Consider the following 18,585-nt stretch of genomic DNA (forward strand, 5'->3'; position numbering starts at 1 on the left):
AACCGGTCGGGAGCCGGAACCGTTTAGCCGTCTCGGGACGGTGATTACGGGCGTGTACGACTTCGTCGTCGTCGGAGCGGGGCCGGCCGGGTCGCGGTTCGCGCGCCGGGCCGCCGAGGCGGGACGCGAGGTCCTCCTGCTGGAGTCGGGGACCGTCGGCGAACCGCTGGCCTGCTCCGGCCACGTCTCGACGGACCTCTGGGAGTACGTCGACGACGGGGCGGTAGACCGGCTCCGGCAGAACCGAGTGTTCGGCGCGCGGTTCCACGTCGGCGGGCCGGAGTCGGCCCCCTATCCGTTCTACAAGCGGGAGCCCGTGTCGAACGTGATCGACCGGGTCGGCCTCGATCGGACCTTGGCGGACCTCGCCGAGGACGCGGGCGCGGACCTCCGGGAGGGCCACACCGTCGTCTCGGTCGACGAGCGCGGCGACCGCGTCGTCGTCGAGGCTAGCCTCGCGGACGGCGCCACCGAGCGCTTCGAGGCGCGCATGGTCGCCGGGTGCGACGGTCCGACCTCGCGGGTGCGCCGCGCGCTCGACCTCCCGGAGCCGGACGAACTGCTCCACGGCGTCCTCGCGTTCGACGACGCGGCGGACGCGGGCGACTACGTCGACGTCCACCTCACCGCGCCGACGTTCTTCGCGTGGCGGATCCCCCGCGGCGACGCCGGCGTCGAGTACGGGCTCGCGGCGCCGCCGAGCGAGGACGTGTCGGCGGGCTTCGACCGGCTCACGGACGCGTACGGCGCGACGACGGACCGTCGCTGCTCAGGCGCGATCCCCGTGGGATCGCCGGCGCGGACGACGAGCGACCGCGGCTTCCTGATCGGCGACGCCGCCGCGCAGACGAAGCCGTTCACCGGGGGCGGAATCTTATACGGGATGCGCGCGGCCGACGTCGCCGCGGCGGCGATCGACCCGCGCGACCCGGCGACGCTCGCCGACTACGAGTCGGAGTGGCGCGAGGAGCTGTCGACGGAGATCCGGCTCGGGAAGGCGATACGGCGGTGCTACTCGCTGCCGGAGCCGGTCCAGCGGGTCGGGCTGCGGGCGCTCTCGGGCGAGATCGGCGTCCACATGGACGAGCCGTCCTCGTTCTTCTCGCCGTCGAACCTCCGGGCGCTGTTTTCGCGGGCCGAGCCGCCCGAGGAAGGCCGCGTAGAGAGAGACGGGTGACGGCGGCCTCGAAGGGTCTCGCGACCTCGCAGCGCGGCGCTACTCCTCGACGACGTTCGCGAACGAGACGTTCTCCCGGACGCTCGTGATCTCGACGGTCGGCTCCTCGCCGGGCTCGGCGTCGGGGACGATGACGACGTAACCGCGTTCGATCTTCGCGATCCCGTCGCCCTTGTCGCCCAGCGTCTCGATCGTCACCTCGCGGACCTCTCCCTCCGAGACGGGCGGGTCGGGTTGGACGGCCCCGGCGGCCCCGCGAGAGGTGGGTCGATCGCCCCCGTCGGACGGGGGGCCGCTGGCGTCGGCGTCGGCGTCGGGAACGGACGACGCGGCGCCGTCGTCGGCCGCCGCCGACGGCGAGCCGTCGGAGCGGTCGAGGACGGCGATCCGGTACGTCTCGCCGACGCTGACGCTTCCGTGTTCGATCTCCGACGCGGGGACGGTGACGACGTAGTCGTCGCCGCGGGACTCGACCCGACCCGTGTACAGACACGCGAGAGAATCCGTGATTTCGACCATGCCCACCCGTTGCGCGCACGGGGATGAAAAGCCACCTGTTCAGGCGTCCCACGCCCGATGGTAAACGTTTACCCTGTTCCGAATAAATCGGGGGGTATGAGCCGGAACTACGAGTCGCTCCACGACCCGAACGCGGAGTACACGATGCGGGAGCTCTCCGCCGAGACGATGGGGACCACGGGGACGCGCGGCGGCGATCGCAACGTCGAGATCACGGACGTCCAGACGACGATGGTCGACGGGAACTTCCCGTGGACGCTCGTCCGCGTCTACACCGACGCGGGCGTGGTCGGCACCGGCGAAGCGTACTGGGGCGCCGGCGTCTCGGAGCTGATCGAGCGCATGAAGCCGTTCGTGATCGGCGAGAACCCGCTCGACATCGACCGCCTCTACGAGCACCTGATCCAGAAGATGTCCGGCGAGGGCTCCGTCGAGGGCGTCACGGTCACGGCCATCTCCGGCATCGAAGTCGCGCTCCACGACCTCGCCGGCAAGATTCTCGACGTGCCCGCCTACCAGTTGCTCGGGGGGAAGTACCGCGACGAGATGCGCGTCTACTGCGACTGTCACACCGAGGACGAGGCGGACCCCGAGGCCTGCGCCGACGAGGCCGAGCGCGTCGTCGACGAACTCGGCTACGACGCGCTGAAGTTCGACCTCGACGTCCCCTCGGGCCACGAGAAGGACCGCGCGAACCGCCACCTCCGCCCCGGCGAGATCCGCCACAAGGCGGAGATCGTCGAGAAGGTCACCGAGCGCGTGAAGGACAAGGCGGACGTCTCCTTCGACTGCCACTGGACGTTCTCGGGCGGCTCCGCGAAGCGCCTCGCGGACGCCATCGAGGAGCACGACGTGTGGTGGCTCGAAGACCCCGTCCCGCCGGAGAACCTCGAAGTCCAGGAGGAGGTCACGAAGAACACGGTCACGCCGATCGCGGTCGGCGAAAACCGCTACCGCGTCACCGAGCTCCGCCGGCTCATCGAGAACCAGGCGGTCGACATCGTCGCGCCCGACCTGCCGAAGGTCGGCGGCATGCGCGAGACCCGCAAGATCGCCGACATCGCGAACCAGTACTACGTGCCGGTCGCGATGCACAACGTCGCCTCGCCGGTCGCGACGATGGCCGCGGCGCACGTCGGCGCCGCCATCCCGAACTCGCTCGCCATCGAGTACCACTCCTACGAGCTCGGCTGGTGGGAGGACCTCGTCGAGGAGAGTGTGATCGAGGACGGGTACATCGAGGTGCCGGAGGAGCCGGGCCTCGGCGTCACGCTCGACATGGACGCCGTCGAGGACCACATGGTCGAGGGCGAGACGTTATTCGACGAAGCGTAAGCCGAAGTCGAACTCGATAGGAGAGCGGAGCGAGCCTATCGGTGTTCGACGAAGCGTAGCTTCGTCGGGCGAGCGAATCTCCGATTCCCGTCGTCCGATCCGGCGTAAGCCGGGGCGAGCCAGCAGCGCGAAGCGCTGCGCTGTTTGACGAGGCGTAAGCCGAAATCACACGAGGAAATAGCTGCGTTTTCGAAGGTCGCTCTCTCGAGGGCGTGAGCGACCGCGTCAGGCGTCCGCGACGATCCGGTCGAGGGGGACCGGCTCCAGCCCGCGACGGTCGAGTTCCGTCTCGATCTCTTGTACCCGGGGATCGATCACGTCGGGCTCGTGGCTGTCGGTCCCGACGCTCACGTCGACGCCGGCGTCGACGAGGCGGTCGAGGAAGGCGGGGGCCGGGTGGAACTCGCCGTAGCCGTCGAGCAGCCGCCCGGCGTTGATCTCCGGGACGGTCCGCGAGTCGCGGAACGCCTCGGCGACCGCGGCGTAGTGGTCCTCGGTCGCGAACCCGCGGAGGTGGGGGTTGCGCTCGACCAAGTCCGGGTGCGCGGCGATCGCGAACAGCTCCGACTCGACCAGGGCGACCAGCTTCTCGAAGTACCGGTCGACGAGTTCGCGGCGCTCCGCCTCGGGCTTGTCGGCGAAGTGCGAGCGCGTGTGGACGTTGACGCCGTCGAGGTCGTGGACGCTGCCGACGGCGTAATCGAAGTCCGCCTCGTCGAGGAACTCGGCGATCGCGTCCGCGTGTTCGGGGTCGTAGTCCATCTCCGCCGCGTCGAACACGTCGACGTCGACGTCGTCGCGGACCGACTCGATCGCGTCGCGGCGCCGCTCGTAGGTCAGGTCGAGGTTGAACCCGAACGCGCGCTTGTGCTCCCGCGCGTTCGGCGCCGGCGAGACGTTACAGTGGTCTGCGAGCCCGATCCCGTCGAGCCCGGCGTCTGCGGCGGCCTCGACCATCCACCGGAGGAACGCCCCGTCCGAGTAGTTCGTGTGGGCGTGGTAGTCGTACACGACGGTAGTTCGTCTCGGGTGGACTCGAATGTTCGGGTCGCGTGCGAACGGCTGGCGTGCGGAGGCCCGTCAAGCGCGCGTCGCCCGACCGACGGGAGCGAAGCCAGCAATATAATCCGGGAAACGAGTTGAAAGTTCATTTAGATAATTTTTTGATACTTATGTGTGTCACATCAACTCATGGGTGCTACCGACAAGATAACATGTCGCGTCGTCGACGACGATTCCCGGCCGCTGGCGGGGCGGATAGTCATCGGCGAACGGGAGGACGGCGACCGCATCGGCCACTGGATGACCGAGGACGACGGGAACTTCGTCCTCGAAGCGGACGGCGGCGCCGACCTCGACAAGGTCTCGTTCACCGTGCGGAACCCCGCGCGGGGCGGGACCGAGGAGCCGGTCCGACGGCGGCGGCGACCGGACGGGAGCGAGGCGGCGCTCCACCTCTCGGTGAACGCGCGCAGCGTCGCCCTCCACGGCGGGAGCGACCACCGCGGGATGAACGAGGCCGCGTGTACGGCCGCGGGCCCGGTCCGGAGCCACCGGTTCCACACGCAGTTCCCCGAGCTGGACCCGTACGACCGCGACGAGGAGTTACTCCGGACGCTCGGCGGCGCCGACGGCGAGGCGGGGGCGCCGATGATGGAGTCGCCCGACGACCCGGTCGGGGACGCCGAGACGCCGGCCGGCTACGGCATCTTCGGTCAGTTCGTCGACCACGACCTCACGTTCGACCCGACCTCCGACATCGACCGGCGCAACGACCCGGCCGCGCTGCGGAACTTCCGGACGCCGGCGCTCGACCTCGACTCACTGTACCGGACGAACGCGGAGGCGGCACCGTTCCTCTACGACCACGAGACGGACGAGCGAAAGCTTCTCACCGGCGACGCGGTCGCGCCGGACGCCGAGGACGGCGGCGGGCTCTCGGGGCTCCCGGGGACGGACCTCCAGCGGAACGAGCAGGGGATCGCGCTGATCGGCGACCCGCGGAACGACGAGAACGTCGTCGTCTCGCAACTCGAGCTCGCCTTCGTGAACTTCCACAACCGCGTCGTCGACCACCTCCGCGGTCCCGGATCGTCGCTCGTCGAGGACGGCGAGTCCGTCCTTGAAGCCGCGCAGCGACTCGTCAGGTGGCACTACCAGTGGGTCGTGCGACGCGACTTCCTCCCCCGGATCTGCGACCGCTACGTCCTGGCCGACATCGAGGAGCGGGGCCGACAACACTTCGTGCCGCCGGGGCGCACGCCGGCGATCCCGGTCGAGTTCGGAGGCGCCGCGTACCGCTTCGGCCACAGCATGATCCGACACGCGTTCGACGTCAACGACGAGGTCGGCGAGGTGCCGCTGTTCCCGACCGGCCCCGGGGACGGGCGGAACCTCCGCGGCGGCCGACCGGTCCCGAGCGACCTCGTCGTCGACTGGTCGCGGCTGCTCGACACCGGCGACGGCGACTACCAGCCCTCGCGGAAGATCGAGCCCCTCCTCGCGCCGACGCTGTTCAACCTCCCGATCGCCGGGGACTCCTCGCTCGCCGTCCGGAACCTCCGGCGCGGGAAGGCGCTCGGCCTGGCCTCCGGACAGGACGTCGCCGCGCGGATGGGGTACGATCCGATCCGCAACGAGGCGTTCGGCGACGAATCGGCGATCATGGAGGCGCTGCAGGCGCACGGTCGCGGCGCAGACCCCGACTCGCCGCTCTGGTACTACGTGCTCGCCGAGGCGGACTACCAGCAGGACGGCGAGCGACTCGGCGCGGTCGGCAGTCGGATCGTCGCCGAGACGCTGATCGGGCTGATCGAGGCTGACGAGACCGCCTACCCCAACGCCGCGCCCGACGGCTGGGAGCCGAGCCTCCCGCAGCCGACGGCGACCGACGGGTACACGCTGGCGGACATCACGGCGTTCGCGGCCGAGGCGAACCCCGACGGACTGGTGATCGAGGCCGTCGACGCGGGCCCGGGGAGCGGCGGCGATGCGGGAGCTAACGGTGACGCCGGCGACGTGACCGGCGACGTGCTCGACGAGTCGGTGACCCTACGGAACGCCGCGGCGGAGCCGATCGACCTGACCGGGTACGTCATCGACCTCGACGGCCAGCGCGACGACCTCCCGGACGCGACGCTCGGGCCCGACGAGACCCTGACGGTTCACGTCGGCGCCGGCGCGGACACGGCGACCGACCACTACCTCGGCCGCGACGCGCCCGCGCTCGACGACGAGGGCGAGGTCGTCACCGTGTACGCCCCCGACGGCGAGCGCACGACGAGGCGGCGGTACGTCGGTTAGGCGGCCGTACGTCGGCTAACGGGCAGTACCTCGGCGAGGCGCCATCCCTCACCGCCGCTCGCCGACGAGCGCGTTCGCGGAGATGACGAGGAACGCGACCCCCGACATGCCGGCGATGACGGCGAACGACGCGCCCCAGCCGAACAGGTCCGCGACGAGCCCGACGCCGACCGAGCCGGCCGAGCCGATCACCGTGTAGACGGTCCGTATCAGGCCGAACCCGGCGCCTCGTTCCGCGTCGCCGAGGGCGTCCATGAATCGCGGGTCGATGGCGGAGAAGAAGCTCGACCCGAGCCCGGCGAGCAGCACGACGATCCCGAGCCCGCCGACCGTCGGCAGCGCCGGCAGCCCGACCGGGACCGGCAGCCGGACGAGGTCGGGGAGCGCCACCAGCCCTCCGAGGCCGAGCGCGCCGCTGAGGAGGGCCGCGGCGATGCTCGCGTCGCGGCCCAGCCGGTCAGAGAGCCCGCCGAGCCCGACCTGCGCGCCGGCGCGGACGACGAAGAACGCCGAGAAGACGCCGCCGGCGAACGCGGGGTCGTACCCCCGGAGCTCCACGAGGAACGTCGGCAGGAAAGAGATGACGCCCTGCGCGACGTACGTGCCGAGCGTGGCGACGACGAGCGGGACGAGCACCTCACGGCGCCCGACCAGTTCGAGCAGCGGGCCGACCTGGAGCCGCTCCGCCATCGGCTGGTCGGGGCGCCGCGGCTCGGTCGGCCGGACCCGCCGCGCGAACAGGAGGAAGATGGGAACCCCGACGACCGCGGCCAGCGCGACCCCGGGCCGCCAGCCGTAGCGGACGCCGACCCACGTCGCGGCGACCGGCGCCACGAGCCCGGCGAGCGGGCCGCCGAGCGAGTGGATCCCGACCGCGGTGCCGAGGTCGTCGAACGTCCGCGAGAGCAGCGTGGTCGCCACCGCGTAGTGGAGCCCCGCCACGAGCCCGAGGAGCACCGCCGCCAGCACGAACGCGGGGAAGACCGGTACGACGGCGAGCGCGAGGCTCATCGCGGTCGTGCCGCCGACGGCGACGAGGATCACCCGACGCTCGCCGAACCGGTCTGCGAGGATCCCGCTCGGGAACTGCGAGAGGCCGTAGGCGAACCACATCCCCGAGAGCGCCACCCCGACCGCCGTGTTCGAGACACCGAAGTCGTCGATGATGAGGGGGACGACTGGACTGATCGCCAGCCGCGCGAAGTACGTCACGAAGAACGCCAGCATACACAGCGTCAACACCGTGTGGCGGTACCGCCAGTTCATCCGACAGTCACGGGCGACTCATCGGGGCGGTCGGCCGTCAACACTTTCGGTTCCAGCAGGCCGTGAGCCGGTCGAGCGAGGTCAGCCCACGGCCCCCGTGTCGACCCGGCTCCCGACCCACAGGAGCGTGAGGAGGAGCCCGGCCACGGACGCCGGCATGAACCACCGGAACGCGGCGAGCAGTCCCGCCGAGGCCTGAAGGCCGATCACCGCCAGGAACGCGGGGCCGCAGCAGGCGACCCCGGAGAGGATCCCCGGAAGGCCCGCGGCGGCCCCCGCGCCGGCGCCGATCCGACAGGCCGAGGGGCCGCGCCACGCGACGACCGAGACGGCGAGCGTGACGCCGACGAGCACCGCGAGCGCGAGCCCGAGGGCGGCGTTGACGGGAGCGAAGAGGTACTCGACCGGTCCCGCGGAGAGCAGCGCCACGGGCTCGTACTGGAAGGGCGCGACGCGCCGGGTCGCGAGCGCGACCGGGTCGGCGGCGACGACGAGGTCGAACCGCGGCGTCCCGGCCGACTCGACCGCGCCGGCGCGCAGACCGAGGTGGCCGAGTCCGAGGTGGTAGGCAACGAGATAGGCGCCGGTGACGGCACCCGCGGTCGCCCGGCCGTCGCGCCGACCGAGGGCGGCGCGGACGGCGAACACCGTCCGGCGGACGAGTCCCGCGAGGCACGCGCGCGGCGACGCGGCCGGCGCGGCGGTCTCACCCCCCATAGCCCGCTCGCGTGTGCTCCCCGACGAACGCGGTGTCCGGGTAGAAGCCGTACCAGGCGAACCACATCGCGTCGAACGCGAGGAGCCGTTCGAGCGGCAGGTCCGCGGCCTCGAACCCGCCCTCACCGTCGACTCGGTACTCGTCGCCGTCCGGTTCGACCGCCACCTCGTCGGGGTTCCGGTAGACGTACCCCGTCGAAAGGGCAGGGTCGGCGACGGCGATGACGGCGGGGCCGCCCTCGCCGACGGTCCCGGTCAGCACTCGCTCCGAGAGCAGCGTGGTCTTGTCGAAGGCGACCGCGCCCGTCGCGGTCCGCGCCCCGATGACGACGGACTTCGCGTGGCCGTCCTCGGGGGACGCGAGCGGCGGGAACCTGGTCCCGTCCCGCACGTAGTACCCGCTCAGCGGCGCGTAGCTCCCGTACGGGTCGCTGTCGTAGCGGCGGACGTAGCCGGTCTCCTCGGTCATGAGGGAAGCGTCGGGATGTCGCGTCGCCCACTCGCCGGCGGTCGTCCACACGACGCGGAACTCGTCGAGGGTCTCGTCGGCCATCGACCCGTCGACCCCGGTGGCGAGCATCTGCGGCCACCAGCTGTCGGTGGCGCGGTCGTACATGATCAGGTTCGAGTTCACGAGCCGGCCCGACACGCCGAACGTCGTGTCGCCGCGACGGAACCCCTGTGCCGTCCCGGTGAGCGGGCAGTAGGTGATCGCGACCGACTCGCCGCCGACCTCGTCGTTGACGATCTCGTGGTGCGAGAGGATGCGACGTGGATACGCCTTCGCCTCGCCGCCGCGGACGACGCCGAACACCGGCTCGTTGCCAGCCATATCCGCCTCCGCGATCGGCCGAAACGCGGGGTCGTCGACGGAAGGGATCCCGTCCTTGCCGACGCCGCCGTCGAGCGACTCGGAGACGAGGGTGTCGGCCTCGTACGCGAGGTGATAGCCGGCGTCGACGGTCGGCGGGGGAGCTCCGGCACCCGTGTCCTCAGCGCCTCCGGTGACGGAGTCCGTCGCTCGGCCCCCGAGGCAGCCGGCGAGGGACGCCCCGCCGACCGCCGCGATCCCGGCCAGCGCCGCGCGACGGGTTCGGTACATGTCGTCGTCTCCGGCTTCGAGCGTATAAAATCCGCAGCGCGGGTGTGATTCACACGCACAGCCGATCTCCGGCGGCAGTCCGATGTCCGACGAGGCGGGGTCGCTACTCGTGACCGCTCGACGATCGCTCCCGCAACCGGTCGGCGATCGCCGCGCCGGCGGTCCGCGGGTCGGCCTCCCGCACCGTCACCGGATCGCCGACGGCGACGGACCCCGGTTCGACCACGTCACAGCAGAGGCCGCCGCGGTTCCGGAGCGCCGACGCGAGGCCGTCCTCGCCGGCGAGCTCCTCGAGGTGCGCACACGGCGGTCTCCGTCGGGTCGGTCGCAGGAGGGCGTCGCCGACCGCGACGGTCGCGCCGAGGAGCGAGTCCATCTCCGCGCCGAACCCCTCGACGACCACGTTGCGACGGTGACGGCCGTCGCGCACGTCGATGCCGGTCGCCTCACGGACCGCGGTCAGCGCCTCCCCGGCGACGAGCGTGACCGCGCAGCCGTCGAGTTGGAAGTGGCCGTCGCCGCGGCGGTAGCGGTCCCCCTCCACGCCGTCGGGACAGACCTCGACCGCCTCGCGACGGACCGGCGGGGCGCCGCCCTCGGGGGCCGTCACGAGCGCAGTGACCGCGCCGGGGCCCGCGTCCGCATCGTTCGATTCGGGTCGCCGATCGGCCGGCATCAGGGCTCCCCGAGAAGCGTCGTGTCGTCCGGCTTCAGCCATTCGCGGTGCGCGTAGTAGAGCGCGGCGACCGGAGGCGCGGGGAGCGCGGCCAGCGTGTAGATCCACTTGAAGACGCCCAGGTCGGCGACGCGTCGCTCGGCGAGCGAGAGCGCGTCGAGCAGGATCGTTGCGGTCGCCAGCGGCGCGAGCAGGTAGCTGTGCGCGAAGGCGACGGCCGGTCCAACCGGGGTCGCAGGCGTCAGCAGCGCCCAGTCGACCGCGTACAGGACCGTCCACGCTCCGACGGTCGCCGCTATCGCGGCGAGCCACGGTCCGTCGAAGCGGCGGTCCGAGCCCCCCGTCGGACCGCCGTCGGCCGGGTCGCGGTCGGGCGGCTCCGTCTCCGATTCGGCGCGCGTGTTCACGCCCGATCTGGGCGCCGAACGCTAATCAACACCGGGGTCGACCGCCGCGGCGCGGTCACTCGCCGAAGGTCCCCGCCGTCAAGTACCGCTCGCCGCTGTCCCAGAAGACGGTGACGACGAGGGGTTCCTCGCCGACGAACGCGCCGCTCTCGCGCAGTTCGGCCGCGACGACCTTCGCCGCGAGGTTCGACGCGCCCGACGACTGGCCGACGAGGATCCCCTCCTCGCGAGCGAGCCTGCGGCACTCGGTCTCGGCGTCGCCGAGTTCGACCGTGTGGACCTCGTCGATCAGGTCCACCTCGAGGTTCGGCGAGACGAAGCCCGGCCCCATCCCCTGGAAGTCGTCGGCGCTCGGCTCCTCGCCCGAGAGGACGGCGTTGTCCGCGGGCTCGACGGCGTCGATCCGGACGTCCGGGAACGCCTCTCGGAGACGGCGGCCGATCCCGGTGATCGTCCCGCCGGTGCCGACCCCGGCGACCAGGGCGTCGACGGTGCGGTCGCCCACCTGATCGAGTATCTCCGGGCCGGTCGTCTCGTAGTGCGCGCGGGGGTTGGCGGAGTTCTCGAACTGGCGGAGCTGGACGGTGTTCGGCTCCGCCTCCAGCTCGTCGGCGCGGTCCTTCGCGTCGGAGATGTCGCCGTCGACGAGCTCGACGGTGGCGCCGTACGCCCGCATGAGTCGGCGGCGCTCGATCGATTTCCCTTCGGGCATCACGAGGGTGACGTCGTAGTCGCGCGCCGCGCCGACCATCGCGAGGCCGATGCCGGTGTTGCCCGACGTGGGCTCGACGATGCGGTCGCCCCGCTCGATCTCGCCCGCCTCCTCGGCGGCCTCGACCATGTACAGCGCGGGGCGGTCCTTCGCCGAGCCGCCCGGGTTGCGGGACTCGACCTTCGCCGCGACCGTCGTCCCCGCGGGCGCGTCGACCCGCACCAGCGGCGAGCCGAGCGTCGACAGGATGTCGTCGTCCATTACCCGAACCGAGGCGGTCGTGACCCAAAGGCCCCGCGGACTCCGGCAATCGATGTCGCCCGCGGCTGGGGCTTCGGGGGTGTCAGCAGTCGGTCTGTAGCCGAGGACAGAAATCAGGTGTGTCTGCGAACTCGACGAGGTGTCGTCGACGGACCCGAATCGAATGTGCTCTTGCCACCGACGCGCCGTTTACGTGCCTCCGTGATCTACCGATCCCAATGACTCTCGAAACGCTCGCGCCCGCGGACGACCTCGACGCGGACGCGTTCGACGACTCGGTCCTCGACGCGCTCGCGGCGGACGACTACGTGTTCAAAGTGTGGGGCGGCGACTGGTGTATCGACTGCCAGCGACAGCTCCCCGAATTCGGTGCCGCGCTCGCCGCCGCCGGCGTCCCGGACGACCGCATCGAGTCGTTCCCGGTGACGAAGGGCCCGGGCGGGAAGGAGGGCGAACTCGTCGAGGCGTACGAGATCGGGCTTATCCCCACTGTCGTCGTCGAGTCGCCCGAGGGCGAGGAGGTCGCGCGGTTCGTCGAGGAGGAGGCCGTCTCCATCGCTGAGTACCTCGCGGACCGGCTCGCGGACGTCGAAGCGACGGCCTGAGTCGACGTTCGGGGCCGCGACACGGACTCAGCCGTCTTCCGCGTTCACGTCGCCGGCGTAGTAGAGCGCGGCCATCACGACGCCCATCGTGACCGCCTGAACCGTCGTCGACGCGCCGAGAGCGACGCCGACCGCGAGCACCGACGCCGTCACCACGGCGCCGGTGAAGAGGGCGTAGCGCAGCCGCGAGAGGCCGCGCGCCCAGTCGTCGGCCCGGCGGTACAACTGTCGGGGACCAGCCATATTCCGTGGTCTCGCGCGCGGAGCAAGTACCTTCGGGTGGGCGCCTATCGCCGAGTCCGCGCGCCAGGGCGAGGCCGACCGCTCAAGTCGGTGCGGCGTCGACCCCGAGCATGGCACGCGTCACGGTCTGGAACGAGTACCGCCACGAGCGCGAGAGCGACGCCGTCGCCGAGGTGTACCCCGACGGCATCCACGCCGTCGTCGCCGACGCGCTCCGCGAGGGGGGCCACGAGGTCCGCACCGCGACCCTCGATGAGGGACCGGAGCACGGGCTCACTGAGGCGGTCTTGGACGACACCGACGTGCTCGTCTGGTGGGGCCACGCCGCTCACGACGAGGTGCGCGACGCGGTCGTCGACCGCGTCCACGAGCGCGTCCTCGACGGGATGGGCCTCCTCGTCCTCCACTCCGCCCACTACTCGAAGATATTCAGGCGGCTGATGGGGACCAGCTGCTCGCTGAAGTGGCGTGAGGCCGCCGAGCGCGAACGGCTCTGGGCGATCGAGCCGAGCCACCCGATCGCGGACGGGATCGGCGAGGCGATCGAACTCGACGAGACGGAGATGTACGGCGAGCGGTTCGACGTGCCGGCGCCGGACACGCTCGTCTTCACCTCCTGGTTCGAGGGCGGCGAGACGTTCCGCTCCGGCTGCTGTTACCGCCGCGGGAACGGGCGGGTGTTCTACTTCCGGCCCGGTCACGAGACGTACCCGATCTACTACGACGAGGACGTCCGACGGGTGCTCCGGAACGCGGTCGGCTGGGCGGAGCCTGGCGACGGGCCGACGCCCGAGTTCGGCAACGCGGACCCGAGAGAAGAGATCGACACGAGCGACGACCGGACCGTTCACTGAGGAGAATCGTCGAACGGGCGCGTCGTCGGACGGACGCGTCGTCGGCCTGGCGCATCGTCGGGCGAGAACGCCGTCAGCCACCCGCTGTCAGGCCACGTCGCGCAGTCGCATGAACGCGTTCATCATGGCCGATTCGGCTTTCCTGAGGTGTTCGGACGCGGTGCTCGGCGAGGCGCCGATCCGCTCGGCGACATCCGAGACGGACGCCGCGCGCGGGGACTCGTAGTAGCCGCACTCGACGGCGGCCGCGACCGCGTCGAACTGCCGGTCGGTCAGTCCCGGGTCGAAGAGGTGCTGGCGCCAGTCGTACTCGCCGATGCGGAGGACCTCGCTTTCGATCCGCTCCGGGAGCGCGGCGAGGCCCTCCCGGAGCGGCTCGTGATCCCCGAGGATCGTCAGCCTCGCGACGCCGCTCGGACGGAAGTCGATCGGCGGGACCACGACGATGCCGGTCCGCCGGAGCGAGCCGAACATCGCGTCGTCGACGGCGTCGCGCCGTTGCGTGAGGAAGACGTAGTAGCCCGTCCCGTCGATCCGGGTGACCTCGAACTCCCGGATGCGGTCGACTGACCGCAGCGCGTCGACGTACACGTCGATGTCCCCTTCCACGTAGAACAGGAAGGTGTCGGCGGTCTCGTCGAAGAGGCTGCCGTGAAGGAGCACGTCCCGACCGATGGCGTCCGACTCGTCGACCAGTCGGTGCATCGGATGCATGAGTTCCGGCGGGTACCGGAGTTCGAGGCGCAGATACTTCACGGCGGACAATGACGACGGCGGTTTTATAAATATCCGTACTGAGCCGGCAGAAGCCTCGGGTCGTGCGCTCACGTCTCTTCCGGTATGTCGACAGAGCTGCTGCGCGAGCGCGACGACGAGGAGACGGCGGACGCGTTTTCGTCCGTCTGCGGGCTGATAACGGGGCGTGAGAGCCACCTGAACGCCCCCGCGGCGAGGGTCCGACCCGACGCGGTTCAGGAGGCGCTCTCCACGCTGCGAGACGAGGCGGGGTACGACCACCTCGCCTGCGTCACGGCACAGGAGTACGAGAACCGGTACGAGTCGATCTACCACCTGCGCTCCTACGACGACCCGACCCGAGAGCTCAGCGTCGTGGTTCCCACCGACAAGGAGGACCCGGTTTCGGAGTCCGCCGCGTCCGTGTTCCGCACCGCGGACTGGCACGAGCGCGAGGCGTACGACCTCGTCGGGATCGAGTACGACGATCACCCGGACCTCCGCCGGATCCTGCTCCCCGAGACGTGGCAGGGGCACCCCCTGTCGATGGACTACGATAAGGATCAGCCACAGATCGCCGCCCTCTCCGAGAACGAGCCGATCGAACCCGGGTCGTCGACCGCGACCGGCAGCGACACCATGCTGCTCAACATCGGGCCGCACCACCCCGCGACCCACGGCGTCTTACACCTCCAGGTCACCCTCGACGGCGAAACGGTCGTCGGCGTGGAGCCCGACATCGGCTACATCCACCGCTGCGAGGAGCAGATGGCGCAGTCCGGGACGTACCGTCACCAGATCATGCCGTACCCCGACCGCTGGGACTGGGGCGGCGCGGGGCTGCTCAACGAGTGGGCGTACGCCCGGGTCGCCGAGGACCTCGCCGACATCGAGGTGCCAGAGTACGCGCACGTCGTCCGCACCATGGCCGCGGAGTTCAGCCGGATCCTCTCGCACATGCTGTCGATGGGCGCGTACGCGCTCGACGTGATCGGCGACTTCACGGCGACGTTCATGTACGCCATACAGGAGCGCGAGCGCGTTCAGGACATCGTCGAGGAGCTGACGGGCCAGCGGCTGATGTTCAACTACTTCCGGCTCGGCGGCGTCGCGTGGGACCTCCCCGAACCCCGTGAGGAGTTCCTGCGGAGCGTCCGCGAGTACCTCGACGGCCTCCCGCGCCGCATCGAGGAGTACCACGACCTCCTGACCCGGAACGAGATCCTCCAGCTCCCCACAGTGGACACGGGAACCCTCCCGCCGGAGGTCGCGAAGAGCTACGGCGCGACCGGCCCCGTCGTCCGCGGCTCGGGGGTCGACTACGACCTCCGCCGCGACGACCCGTACGGCTACTACGACGAGCTCGACTGGGATGTGGTGACCGAAGACGGCTGCGACAACTACAGTCGCCTGCTCGTCCGGATGGGCGAAGTCGAGGAGTCCGCGAAGATCATCGAGCAGTGCGTCGACCTGCTCGAAGACTGGCCCGAGGACGAGCGGACCGTTCAGGCGAACGTCCCGCGGACGATCCGGCCGGACGACGACACGGAGATCTACCGGGCCGTCGAGGGCGCCAAGGGCGAACTCGGCATCTACATCCGCGCCGACGGCACCGACAAGCCCGCCCGGTTCAAGATCCGCGGGCCCTCGTTCTCGAACCTCCAGACGCTGCCGGAGATGGCCGAGGGGGAGTCGATACCGGACCTGATCGCCGCGCTCGGCAGTCTCGACACGATCATGGGAGAAGTCGACCGCTGAGGCGGCGCGGCGAGCCGGCGGCTCATCGGTGTAGGACGACCGCCGCTACGGCGCGGACGTTGAAAGGCGACCGCCTCGCGCGAACGCGAGACGACCGGTTGTGTCGCACGCCGGCGGCCGGTCGAGTAGCAGTCGACCGTGGGCGTATTTAAACCCTCGTCCACGGAGTCGCAAGCGGACGGCCGACGCGCCCGGTCACTCCGGCCGGTGGACCTCGCCGTCGCGCGAGTCGGCGTCCTTCCGACGGACCGCGGCGGCCGCGTTGTTCGCGTCGTAGCCGAAGAACACGTCCTTCGCGTACGTCTCGGCGACCTCAGTCGCGTGGATCAGGTCGTCGACGTCGACCTCGACCGCGTACAGTTCCAGCGAGAACGGCGTCTCCGGCGGCGCGCCGTGGAGGGAGTAGTCGCCGCCGAGCATCGAGCGGAACCCCCGCGCGATGGTCTCCAGCCAGTAGGTCGTCGCGTACTCGGTGTCGTACAGCGGGACGACGAACTCGTCGACGTGGGCGGCGAGGCGGTCGACGTCGAGGCCGGCCCGCTCGTAGAGGTGGTCGGGGTACGGGTCGGGGTACAGCGTCAGCAGGAGTCGGCCGGGGACCAGATCGGCCGCCTCGGCGACGAAGTCGGTTATCACGTCCGCGCGCCAGTCGGCGAACTCCTCGCGGTCGCTCTCGGCGAACAGACGCTCACAGCGGTCGCAGTGACAGAACCCCTCGCGGGGGAACCCCACGTCGTCGAGGCGCACGTCCTCGTTCTCGGCGGCGCAGTCCGCGATGATCTCCAAGAGTCCCTCGCGGTACTCCGGGTGTGTCGGGCAGATGTACGCCCAGTCGAAGTAGTCGCGGTCGCGAGTCGCCGGCTCGCCGCGCTCGTCGACCGGGACGAGGTCGTCGTCCTCGCTCGTGGCCGCGTTGTCGCCGAAACACGACACCATGTTCACGGCGTCCGGCAGGGGCTCGGCCGCCCGCCCCGTGACGTCTTTCACCTCGTAGAAGCCGAGGTCGAACGGCTCCATCGCGACCTCGTCGGCGTTGCGCGTGACGACCCCGTACATGGAGTCGCATACGTGACTGGTCGGTAAAAACGGACGGTATCGGGGTGGTCGACCGGGGAGGCGAGTCGACGCGGAGTCTAATTCGGCGTGCCGTGCGGCGAGTGGTGTGACGAGCGCGGCGTCGAGCGGAGAGCGCGAGCGCGGCGTCTCGCGGTTACTCCACTTCGACCGGCTGTTTGTCGCCGGCGAACAGGAAGTACGCGAGCGCGACGAGCGACAGGACGAGGACGAGCTTGGCTTTCTTGCTCATACTTGCCGGTTGGAACGGTGGGCGCTAAAACCTACCGGACCGAGAACAGGTCGCCCCGAATAGGTCGGAACAAGACAGGTCGCCCCGAGTAGAACGGACAGAAAACAGGCTGCCCAGAGCGGAGCGACCCGCGGCGCCGGCCGCCTCAGACGTCGATGTGATCGGCGATGTCGGACCGCAGGATCGTCGCGCAGTAGTCGCAGCGCACCCCGTCGGCGACCACGTCGAACCGCGTCTCGACCGGCTCGCCGGCGTTGGTGATACAGTTGCGGTTCGGACAGGAGAGCACGCCGGTGACGCCGTCGGGACGGGTGACCCGGTTCTTCTCGACGACCTCGAAGTCGCGGACGATGTTGATCGTCGCCTCGGGCGCGATGAGCGAGAGCACGTCGACCTCCGACTGCGACAGCTCCCGGTCCTCGACCTTCACGATGTCCTTGCGGCCGAGCCGGTCGGAGGGGACGTTCATCCCGACGGAGACGCCCAACCCCTCGGAGCCGTCGATGCCTAAGATTGCGAGGACGTTCAGCGCCTGGCCCCCCTCGACGTGGTCGATAACGGTGCCGTCGCGGATCTTCGAGACGCGCAGCTCGTGATCGCTCATCGACTCACCTCCGTCTCCTCGTCGCCATCCGGGTTCGCGTTCTCCAACAGGGTGTCGAGCAGCGCCATCCGCACCGGGATCCCGTTGTGCGCCTGCTCGAAGTAGCGGGCGTGGTCGGTCTCGTCGACGTCGGGCGCGATCTCGTCGACGCGCGGGAGCGGATGCATCACGGTGAGGTCGTCGGGGGCGTCCGCCAGCGTCTCGGCATCGATCTGGTACTCGCCCGCGACGCGGTGGTACTCGTTCTCGTCCGGGAACCGTTCCTTCTGGATCCGGGTGACGTACAGCACGTCGAGCTCGTCGAGGACGGGTTCGAGATCATCGTGTTCGCGGATCTGCGCGCCCGTCTCGTGGAGGTCGAAGCGCACGGAGCGCGGGAGCCGCAGCGACTCGGGGCTGATGAAGTGCTGGTTGGCGTCGAACTCCGTCAGCGCGGCCGCCAGCGAGTGGACCGTCCGGCCGTACTTCAGGTCGCCCATGACCCCGATCGTGAGGTCGTCGAGCCCGTGGTCCTCGCGGATCGTGTGGAGGTCGAGGAGCGTCTGGGAGGGGTGTTGTCCGGCGCCGTCGCCCGCGTTGACGACCGGTACGTCGACGCGCTCCCCGGCGAGCGTCGCGGCACCCTCGCTGGGGTGGCGGAGGACGAGGGCGTCCGCGTACCCCTCGATGACGCGGACGGTGTCGGACAGCGACTCCCCCTTCGAGACGGACGAGGAGTCGACGTCGCCCATGTCGATGGTGTTCATCCCGAGGCGCTTGGCCGCGCTGTCGAAGCTCATCCGGGTCCGCGTGCTCGGCTCGAAGAAGCAGAGCGCGAGCACGCGGCCGGCGTGCCGGTCCGCGTAGGCGGCGGGGTCGTCGGCGACCGCCCGGGCCCGGTCGAGTACGGCCTCGATGTCATCCCGCGAGAGCTGGGTCGCGGTGATGAGGTGGTCCTGTCGCATCGTCAGAGATGGGTGTCGGCAGTATCTTGAATCCCTCGGCTCGGGGCGCAGCGCGGGTGTT

19 protein-coding genes are annotated in these 18,585 nt (G+C 70.5%); 6 read left to right on the forward strand and 13 right to left on the reverse strand.

Annotated features, from left to right (window positions below):
- The first annotated feature begins 52 nt into the window (after nucleotides 1–52).
- A complete protein-coding gene (locus EXE41_RS12540) occupies nucleotides 53–1,177 on the forward strand; it encodes a geranylgeranyl reductase family protein (RefSeq protein WP_137691187.1) in 1,125 nt (374 codons plus the stop codon).
- 39 nt (nucleotides 1,178–1,216) lie between these two features.
- Here the strand turns inward: EXE41_RS12540 and EXE41_RS12545 are convergent, their stop codons facing one another.
- Complete coding sequence (locus EXE41_RS12545) at nucleotides 1,217–1,696, reverse strand: TRAM domain-containing protein (protein WP_137691188.1); 480 nt, start codon at nucleotides 1,694–1,696, stop codon at nucleotides 1,217–1,219.
- 96 nt (nucleotides 1,697–1,792) lie between these two features.
- Here EXE41_RS12545 and EXE41_RS12550 point away from each other — a divergent pair, with 96 nt between their 5' ends.
- On the forward strand, nucleotides 1,793–3,031 hold the full coding sequence (locus tag EXE41_RS12550) for a mandelate racemase/muconate lactonizing enzyme family protein (protein WP_137691189.1): 1,239 nt from the start codon (nucleotides 1,793–1,795) through the stop codon (nucleotides 3,029–3,031).
- Between the two features lie 225 nt (nucleotides 3,032–3,256).
- Here the strand turns inward: EXE41_RS12550 and EXE41_RS12555 are convergent, their stop codons facing one another.
- Nucleotides 3,257–4,042: a PHP domain-containing protein gene (locus EXE41_RS12555; protein ID WP_049929439.1), complete on the reverse strand. Its 786-nt coding sequence runs from the start codon at nucleotides 4,040–4,042 to the stop codon at nucleotides 3,257–3,259.
- A gap of 180 nt (nucleotides 4,043–4,222) precedes the next feature.
- Between EXE41_RS12555 and EXE41_RS12560 the strand changes: the two genes are divergently transcribed.
- On the forward strand, nucleotides 4,223–6,334 hold the full coding sequence (locus tag EXE41_RS12560) for a peroxidase family protein (RefSeq protein WP_137691190.1): 2,112 nt from the start codon (nucleotides 4,223–4,225) through the stop codon (nucleotides 6,332–6,334).
- Nucleotides 6,335–6,382: 48 nt separating this feature from the next.
- On the opposite strand, the gene EXE41_RS12565 is transcribed toward EXE41_RS12560, so the two are convergent.
- The 6 genes from EXE41_RS12565 to EXE41_RS12590 form a co-directional block, all read right to left on the reverse strand.
- Complete coding sequence (locus EXE41_RS12565) at nucleotides 6,383–7,600, reverse strand: MFS transporter (RefSeq protein WP_137691191.1); 1,218 nt, start codon at nucleotides 7,598–7,600, stop codon at nucleotides 6,383–6,385.
- An 81-nt stretch (nucleotides 7,601–7,681) separates the two neighbouring features.
- Nucleotides 7,682–8,317 (reverse strand): hypothetical protein, encoded by a 636-nt coding sequence (locus tag EXE41_RS12570; RefSeq protein WP_137691192.1) that lies wholly within the window; start codon nucleotides 8,315–8,317, stop codon nucleotides 7,682–7,684.
- Nucleotides 8,307–9,419 carry a DUF3179 domain-containing protein gene (locus EXE41_RS12575; RefSeq protein WP_094593509.1) on the reverse strand — a complete coding sequence of 371 codons (1,113 nt, stop codon included), beginning with the start codon at nucleotides 9,417–9,419 and terminating at the stop codon, nucleotides 8,307–8,309. The genes EXE41_RS12570 and EXE41_RS12575 overlap by 11 nt, the downstream gene beginning before the upstream one ends.
- A 103-nt stretch (nucleotides 9,420–9,522) precedes the next feature.
- Entirely contained in the window at nucleotides 9,523–10,095 is a 573-nt protein-coding gene (locus EXE41_RS12580) for an MOSC domain-containing protein (RefSeq protein ID WP_094520478.1), read from the reverse strand.
- A complete protein-coding gene (locus tag EXE41_RS12585; protein WP_137691193.1) occupies nucleotides 10,095–10,502 on the reverse strand; it encodes a hypothetical protein in 408 nt (135 codons plus the stop codon). Before EXE41_RS12585 ends, EXE41_RS12580 begins: the two co-directional genes overlap by 1 nt.
- Nucleotides 10,503–10,557: 55 nt before the next feature.
- A complete protein-coding gene (locus EXE41_RS12590; protein ID WP_094553228.1) occupies nucleotides 10,558–11,475 on the reverse strand; it encodes a PLP-dependent cysteine synthase family protein in 918 nt (305 codons plus the stop codon).
- A gap of 218 nt (nucleotides 11,476–11,693) precedes the next feature.
- Here EXE41_RS12590 and EXE41_RS12595 point away from each other — a divergent pair, with 218 nt between their 5' ends.
- Nucleotides 11,694–12,080 (forward strand): thioredoxin, encoded by a 387-nt coding sequence (locus EXE41_RS12595; RefSeq protein ID WP_137691194.1) that lies wholly within the window; start codon nucleotides 11,694–11,696, stop codon nucleotides 12,078–12,080.
- Nucleotides 12,081–12,107: 27 nt separating this feature from the next.
- On the opposite strand, the gene EXE41_RS12600 is transcribed toward EXE41_RS12595, so the two are convergent.
- Nucleotides 12,108–12,323, reverse strand: coding sequence for a hypothetical protein (locus tag EXE41_RS12600; RefSeq protein ID WP_049929429.1), 216 nt, complete (start codon nucleotides 12,321–12,323; stop codon nucleotides 12,108–12,110).
- A 110-nt stretch (nucleotides 12,324–12,433) separates the two neighbouring features.
- On the opposite strand from EXE41_RS12600, the gene EXE41_RS12605 reads away from it, so the two are divergent.
- The gene (locus tag EXE41_RS12605; RefSeq protein WP_049929428.1) at nucleotides 12,434–13,177 is read left to right on the forward strand and encodes a ThuA domain-containing protein; all 744 of its coding nucleotides are present in this window, start codon (nucleotides 12,434–12,436) and stop codon (nucleotides 13,175–13,177) included.
- Between the two features lie 87 nt (nucleotides 13,178–13,264).
- Here EXE41_RS12605 and EXE41_RS12610 read toward each other — a convergent pair whose 3' ends face one another.
- Nucleotides 13,265–13,933 (reverse strand): helix-turn-helix domain-containing protein, encoded by a 669-nt coding sequence (locus EXE41_RS12610; protein WP_086216718.1) that lies wholly within the window; start codon nucleotides 13,931–13,933, stop codon nucleotides 13,265–13,267.
- A gap of 84 nt (nucleotides 13,934–14,017) precedes the next feature.
- On the opposite strand from EXE41_RS12610, the gene EXE41_RS12615 reads away from it, so the two are divergent.
- Complete coding sequence (locus EXE41_RS12615; protein WP_137691195.1) at nucleotides 14,018–15,670, forward strand: NADH-quinone oxidoreductase subunit D; 1,653 nt, start codon at nucleotides 14,018–14,020, stop codon at nucleotides 15,668–15,670.
- A gap of 195 nt (nucleotides 15,671–15,865) precedes the next feature.
- Here EXE41_RS12615 and EXE41_RS12620 read toward each other — a convergent pair whose 3' ends face one another.
- From EXE41_RS12620 to pyrB, 3 genes are all read right to left on the reverse strand, one after another.
- Entirely contained in the window at nucleotides 15,866–16,726 is an 861-nt protein-coding gene (locus EXE41_RS12620; protein WP_137691196.1) for a hypothetical protein, read from the reverse strand.
- Nucleotides 16,727–17,121: 395 nt separating this feature from the next.
- A complete protein-coding gene (gene pyrI / locus EXE41_RS12625) occupies nucleotides 17,122–17,580 on the reverse strand; it encodes an aspartate carbamoyltransferase regulatory subunit (RefSeq protein ID WP_049929424.1) in 459 nt (152 codons plus the stop codon).
- On the reverse strand, nucleotides 17,577–18,524 hold the full coding sequence (pyrB, locus tag EXE41_RS12630) for an aspartate carbamoyltransferase (protein ID WP_137691197.1): 948 nt from the start codon (nucleotides 18,522–18,524) through the stop codon (nucleotides 17,577–17,579). The genes pyrI and pyrB overlap by 4 nt, the downstream gene beginning before the upstream one ends.
- Nucleotides 18,525–18,585 lie beyond the last annotated feature (61 nt).

This window comes from Halorubrum sp. SD690R (assembly GCF_005435035.1).
Taxonomy (GTDB): Archaea; Halobacteriota; Halobacteria; order Halobacteriales; family Haloferacaceae; genus Halorubrum; species Halorubrum ezzemoulense.

Bases quoted from the DNA above. Each gene is read 5' to 3' on its own strand.
- EXE41_RS12545 (WP_137691188.1), bottom strand. From the start codon at position 1,696: ATGGTCGAAATCACGGATTCTCTCGCGTGTCTGTACACGGGTCGGGTC.
- EXE41_RS12550 (WP_137691189.1), top strand. From the start codon at position 1,793: ATGAGCCGGAACTACGAGTCGCTCCACGACCCGAACGCGGAGTACACG.
- EXE41_RS12560 (WP_137691190.1), top strand. From the start codon at position 4,223: ATGGGTGCTACCGACAAGATAACATGTCGCGTCGTCGACGACGATTCC.
- EXE41_RS12565 (WP_137691191.1), bottom strand. From the start codon at position 7,600: ATGAACTGGCGGTACCGCCACACGGTGTTGACGCTGTGTATGCTGGCG.
- EXE41_RS12570 (WP_137691192.1), bottom strand. From the start codon at position 8,317: ATGGGGGGTGAGACCGCCGCGCCGGCCGCGTCGCCGCGCGCGTGCCTC.
- EXE41_RS12575 (WP_094593509.1), bottom strand. From the start codon at position 9,419: ATGTACCGAACCCGTCGCGCGGCGCTGGCCGGGATCGCGGCGGTCGGC.
- EXE41_RS12580 (WP_094520478.1), bottom strand. From the start codon at position 10,095: ATGCCGGCCGATCGGCGACCCGAATCGAACGATGCGGACGCGGGCCCC.
- EXE41_RS12590 (WP_094553228.1), bottom strand. From the start codon at position 11,475: ATGGACGACGACATCCTGTCGACGCTCGGCTCGCCGCTGGTGCGGGTC.
- EXE41_RS12595 (WP_137691194.1), top strand. From the start codon at position 11,694: ATGACTCTCGAAACGCTCGCGCCCGCGGACGACCTCGACGCGGACGCG.
- EXE41_RS12600 (WP_049929429.1), bottom strand. From the start codon at position 12,323: ATGGCTGGTCCCCGACAGTTGTACCGCCGGGCCGACGACTGGGCGCGC.
- EXE41_RS12605 (WP_049929428.1), top strand. From the start codon at position 12,434: ATGGCACGCGTCACGGTCTGGAACGAGTACCGCCACGAGCGCGAGAGC.
- EXE41_RS12615 (WP_137691195.1), top strand. From the start codon at position 14,018: ATGTCGACAGAGCTGCTGCGCGAGCGCGACGACGAGGAGACGGCGGAC.
- EXE41_RS12620 (WP_137691196.1), bottom strand. From the start codon at position 16,726: ATGTACGGGGTCGTCACGCGCAACGCCGACGAGGTCGCGATGGAGCCG.
- pyrI (WP_049929424.1), bottom strand. From the start codon at position 17,580: ATGAGCGATCACGAGCTGCGCGTCTCGAAGATCCGCGACGGCACCGTT.
- pyrB (WP_137691197.1), bottom strand. From the start codon at position 18,524: ATGCGACAGGACCACCTCATCACCGCGACCCAGCTCTCGCGGGATGAC.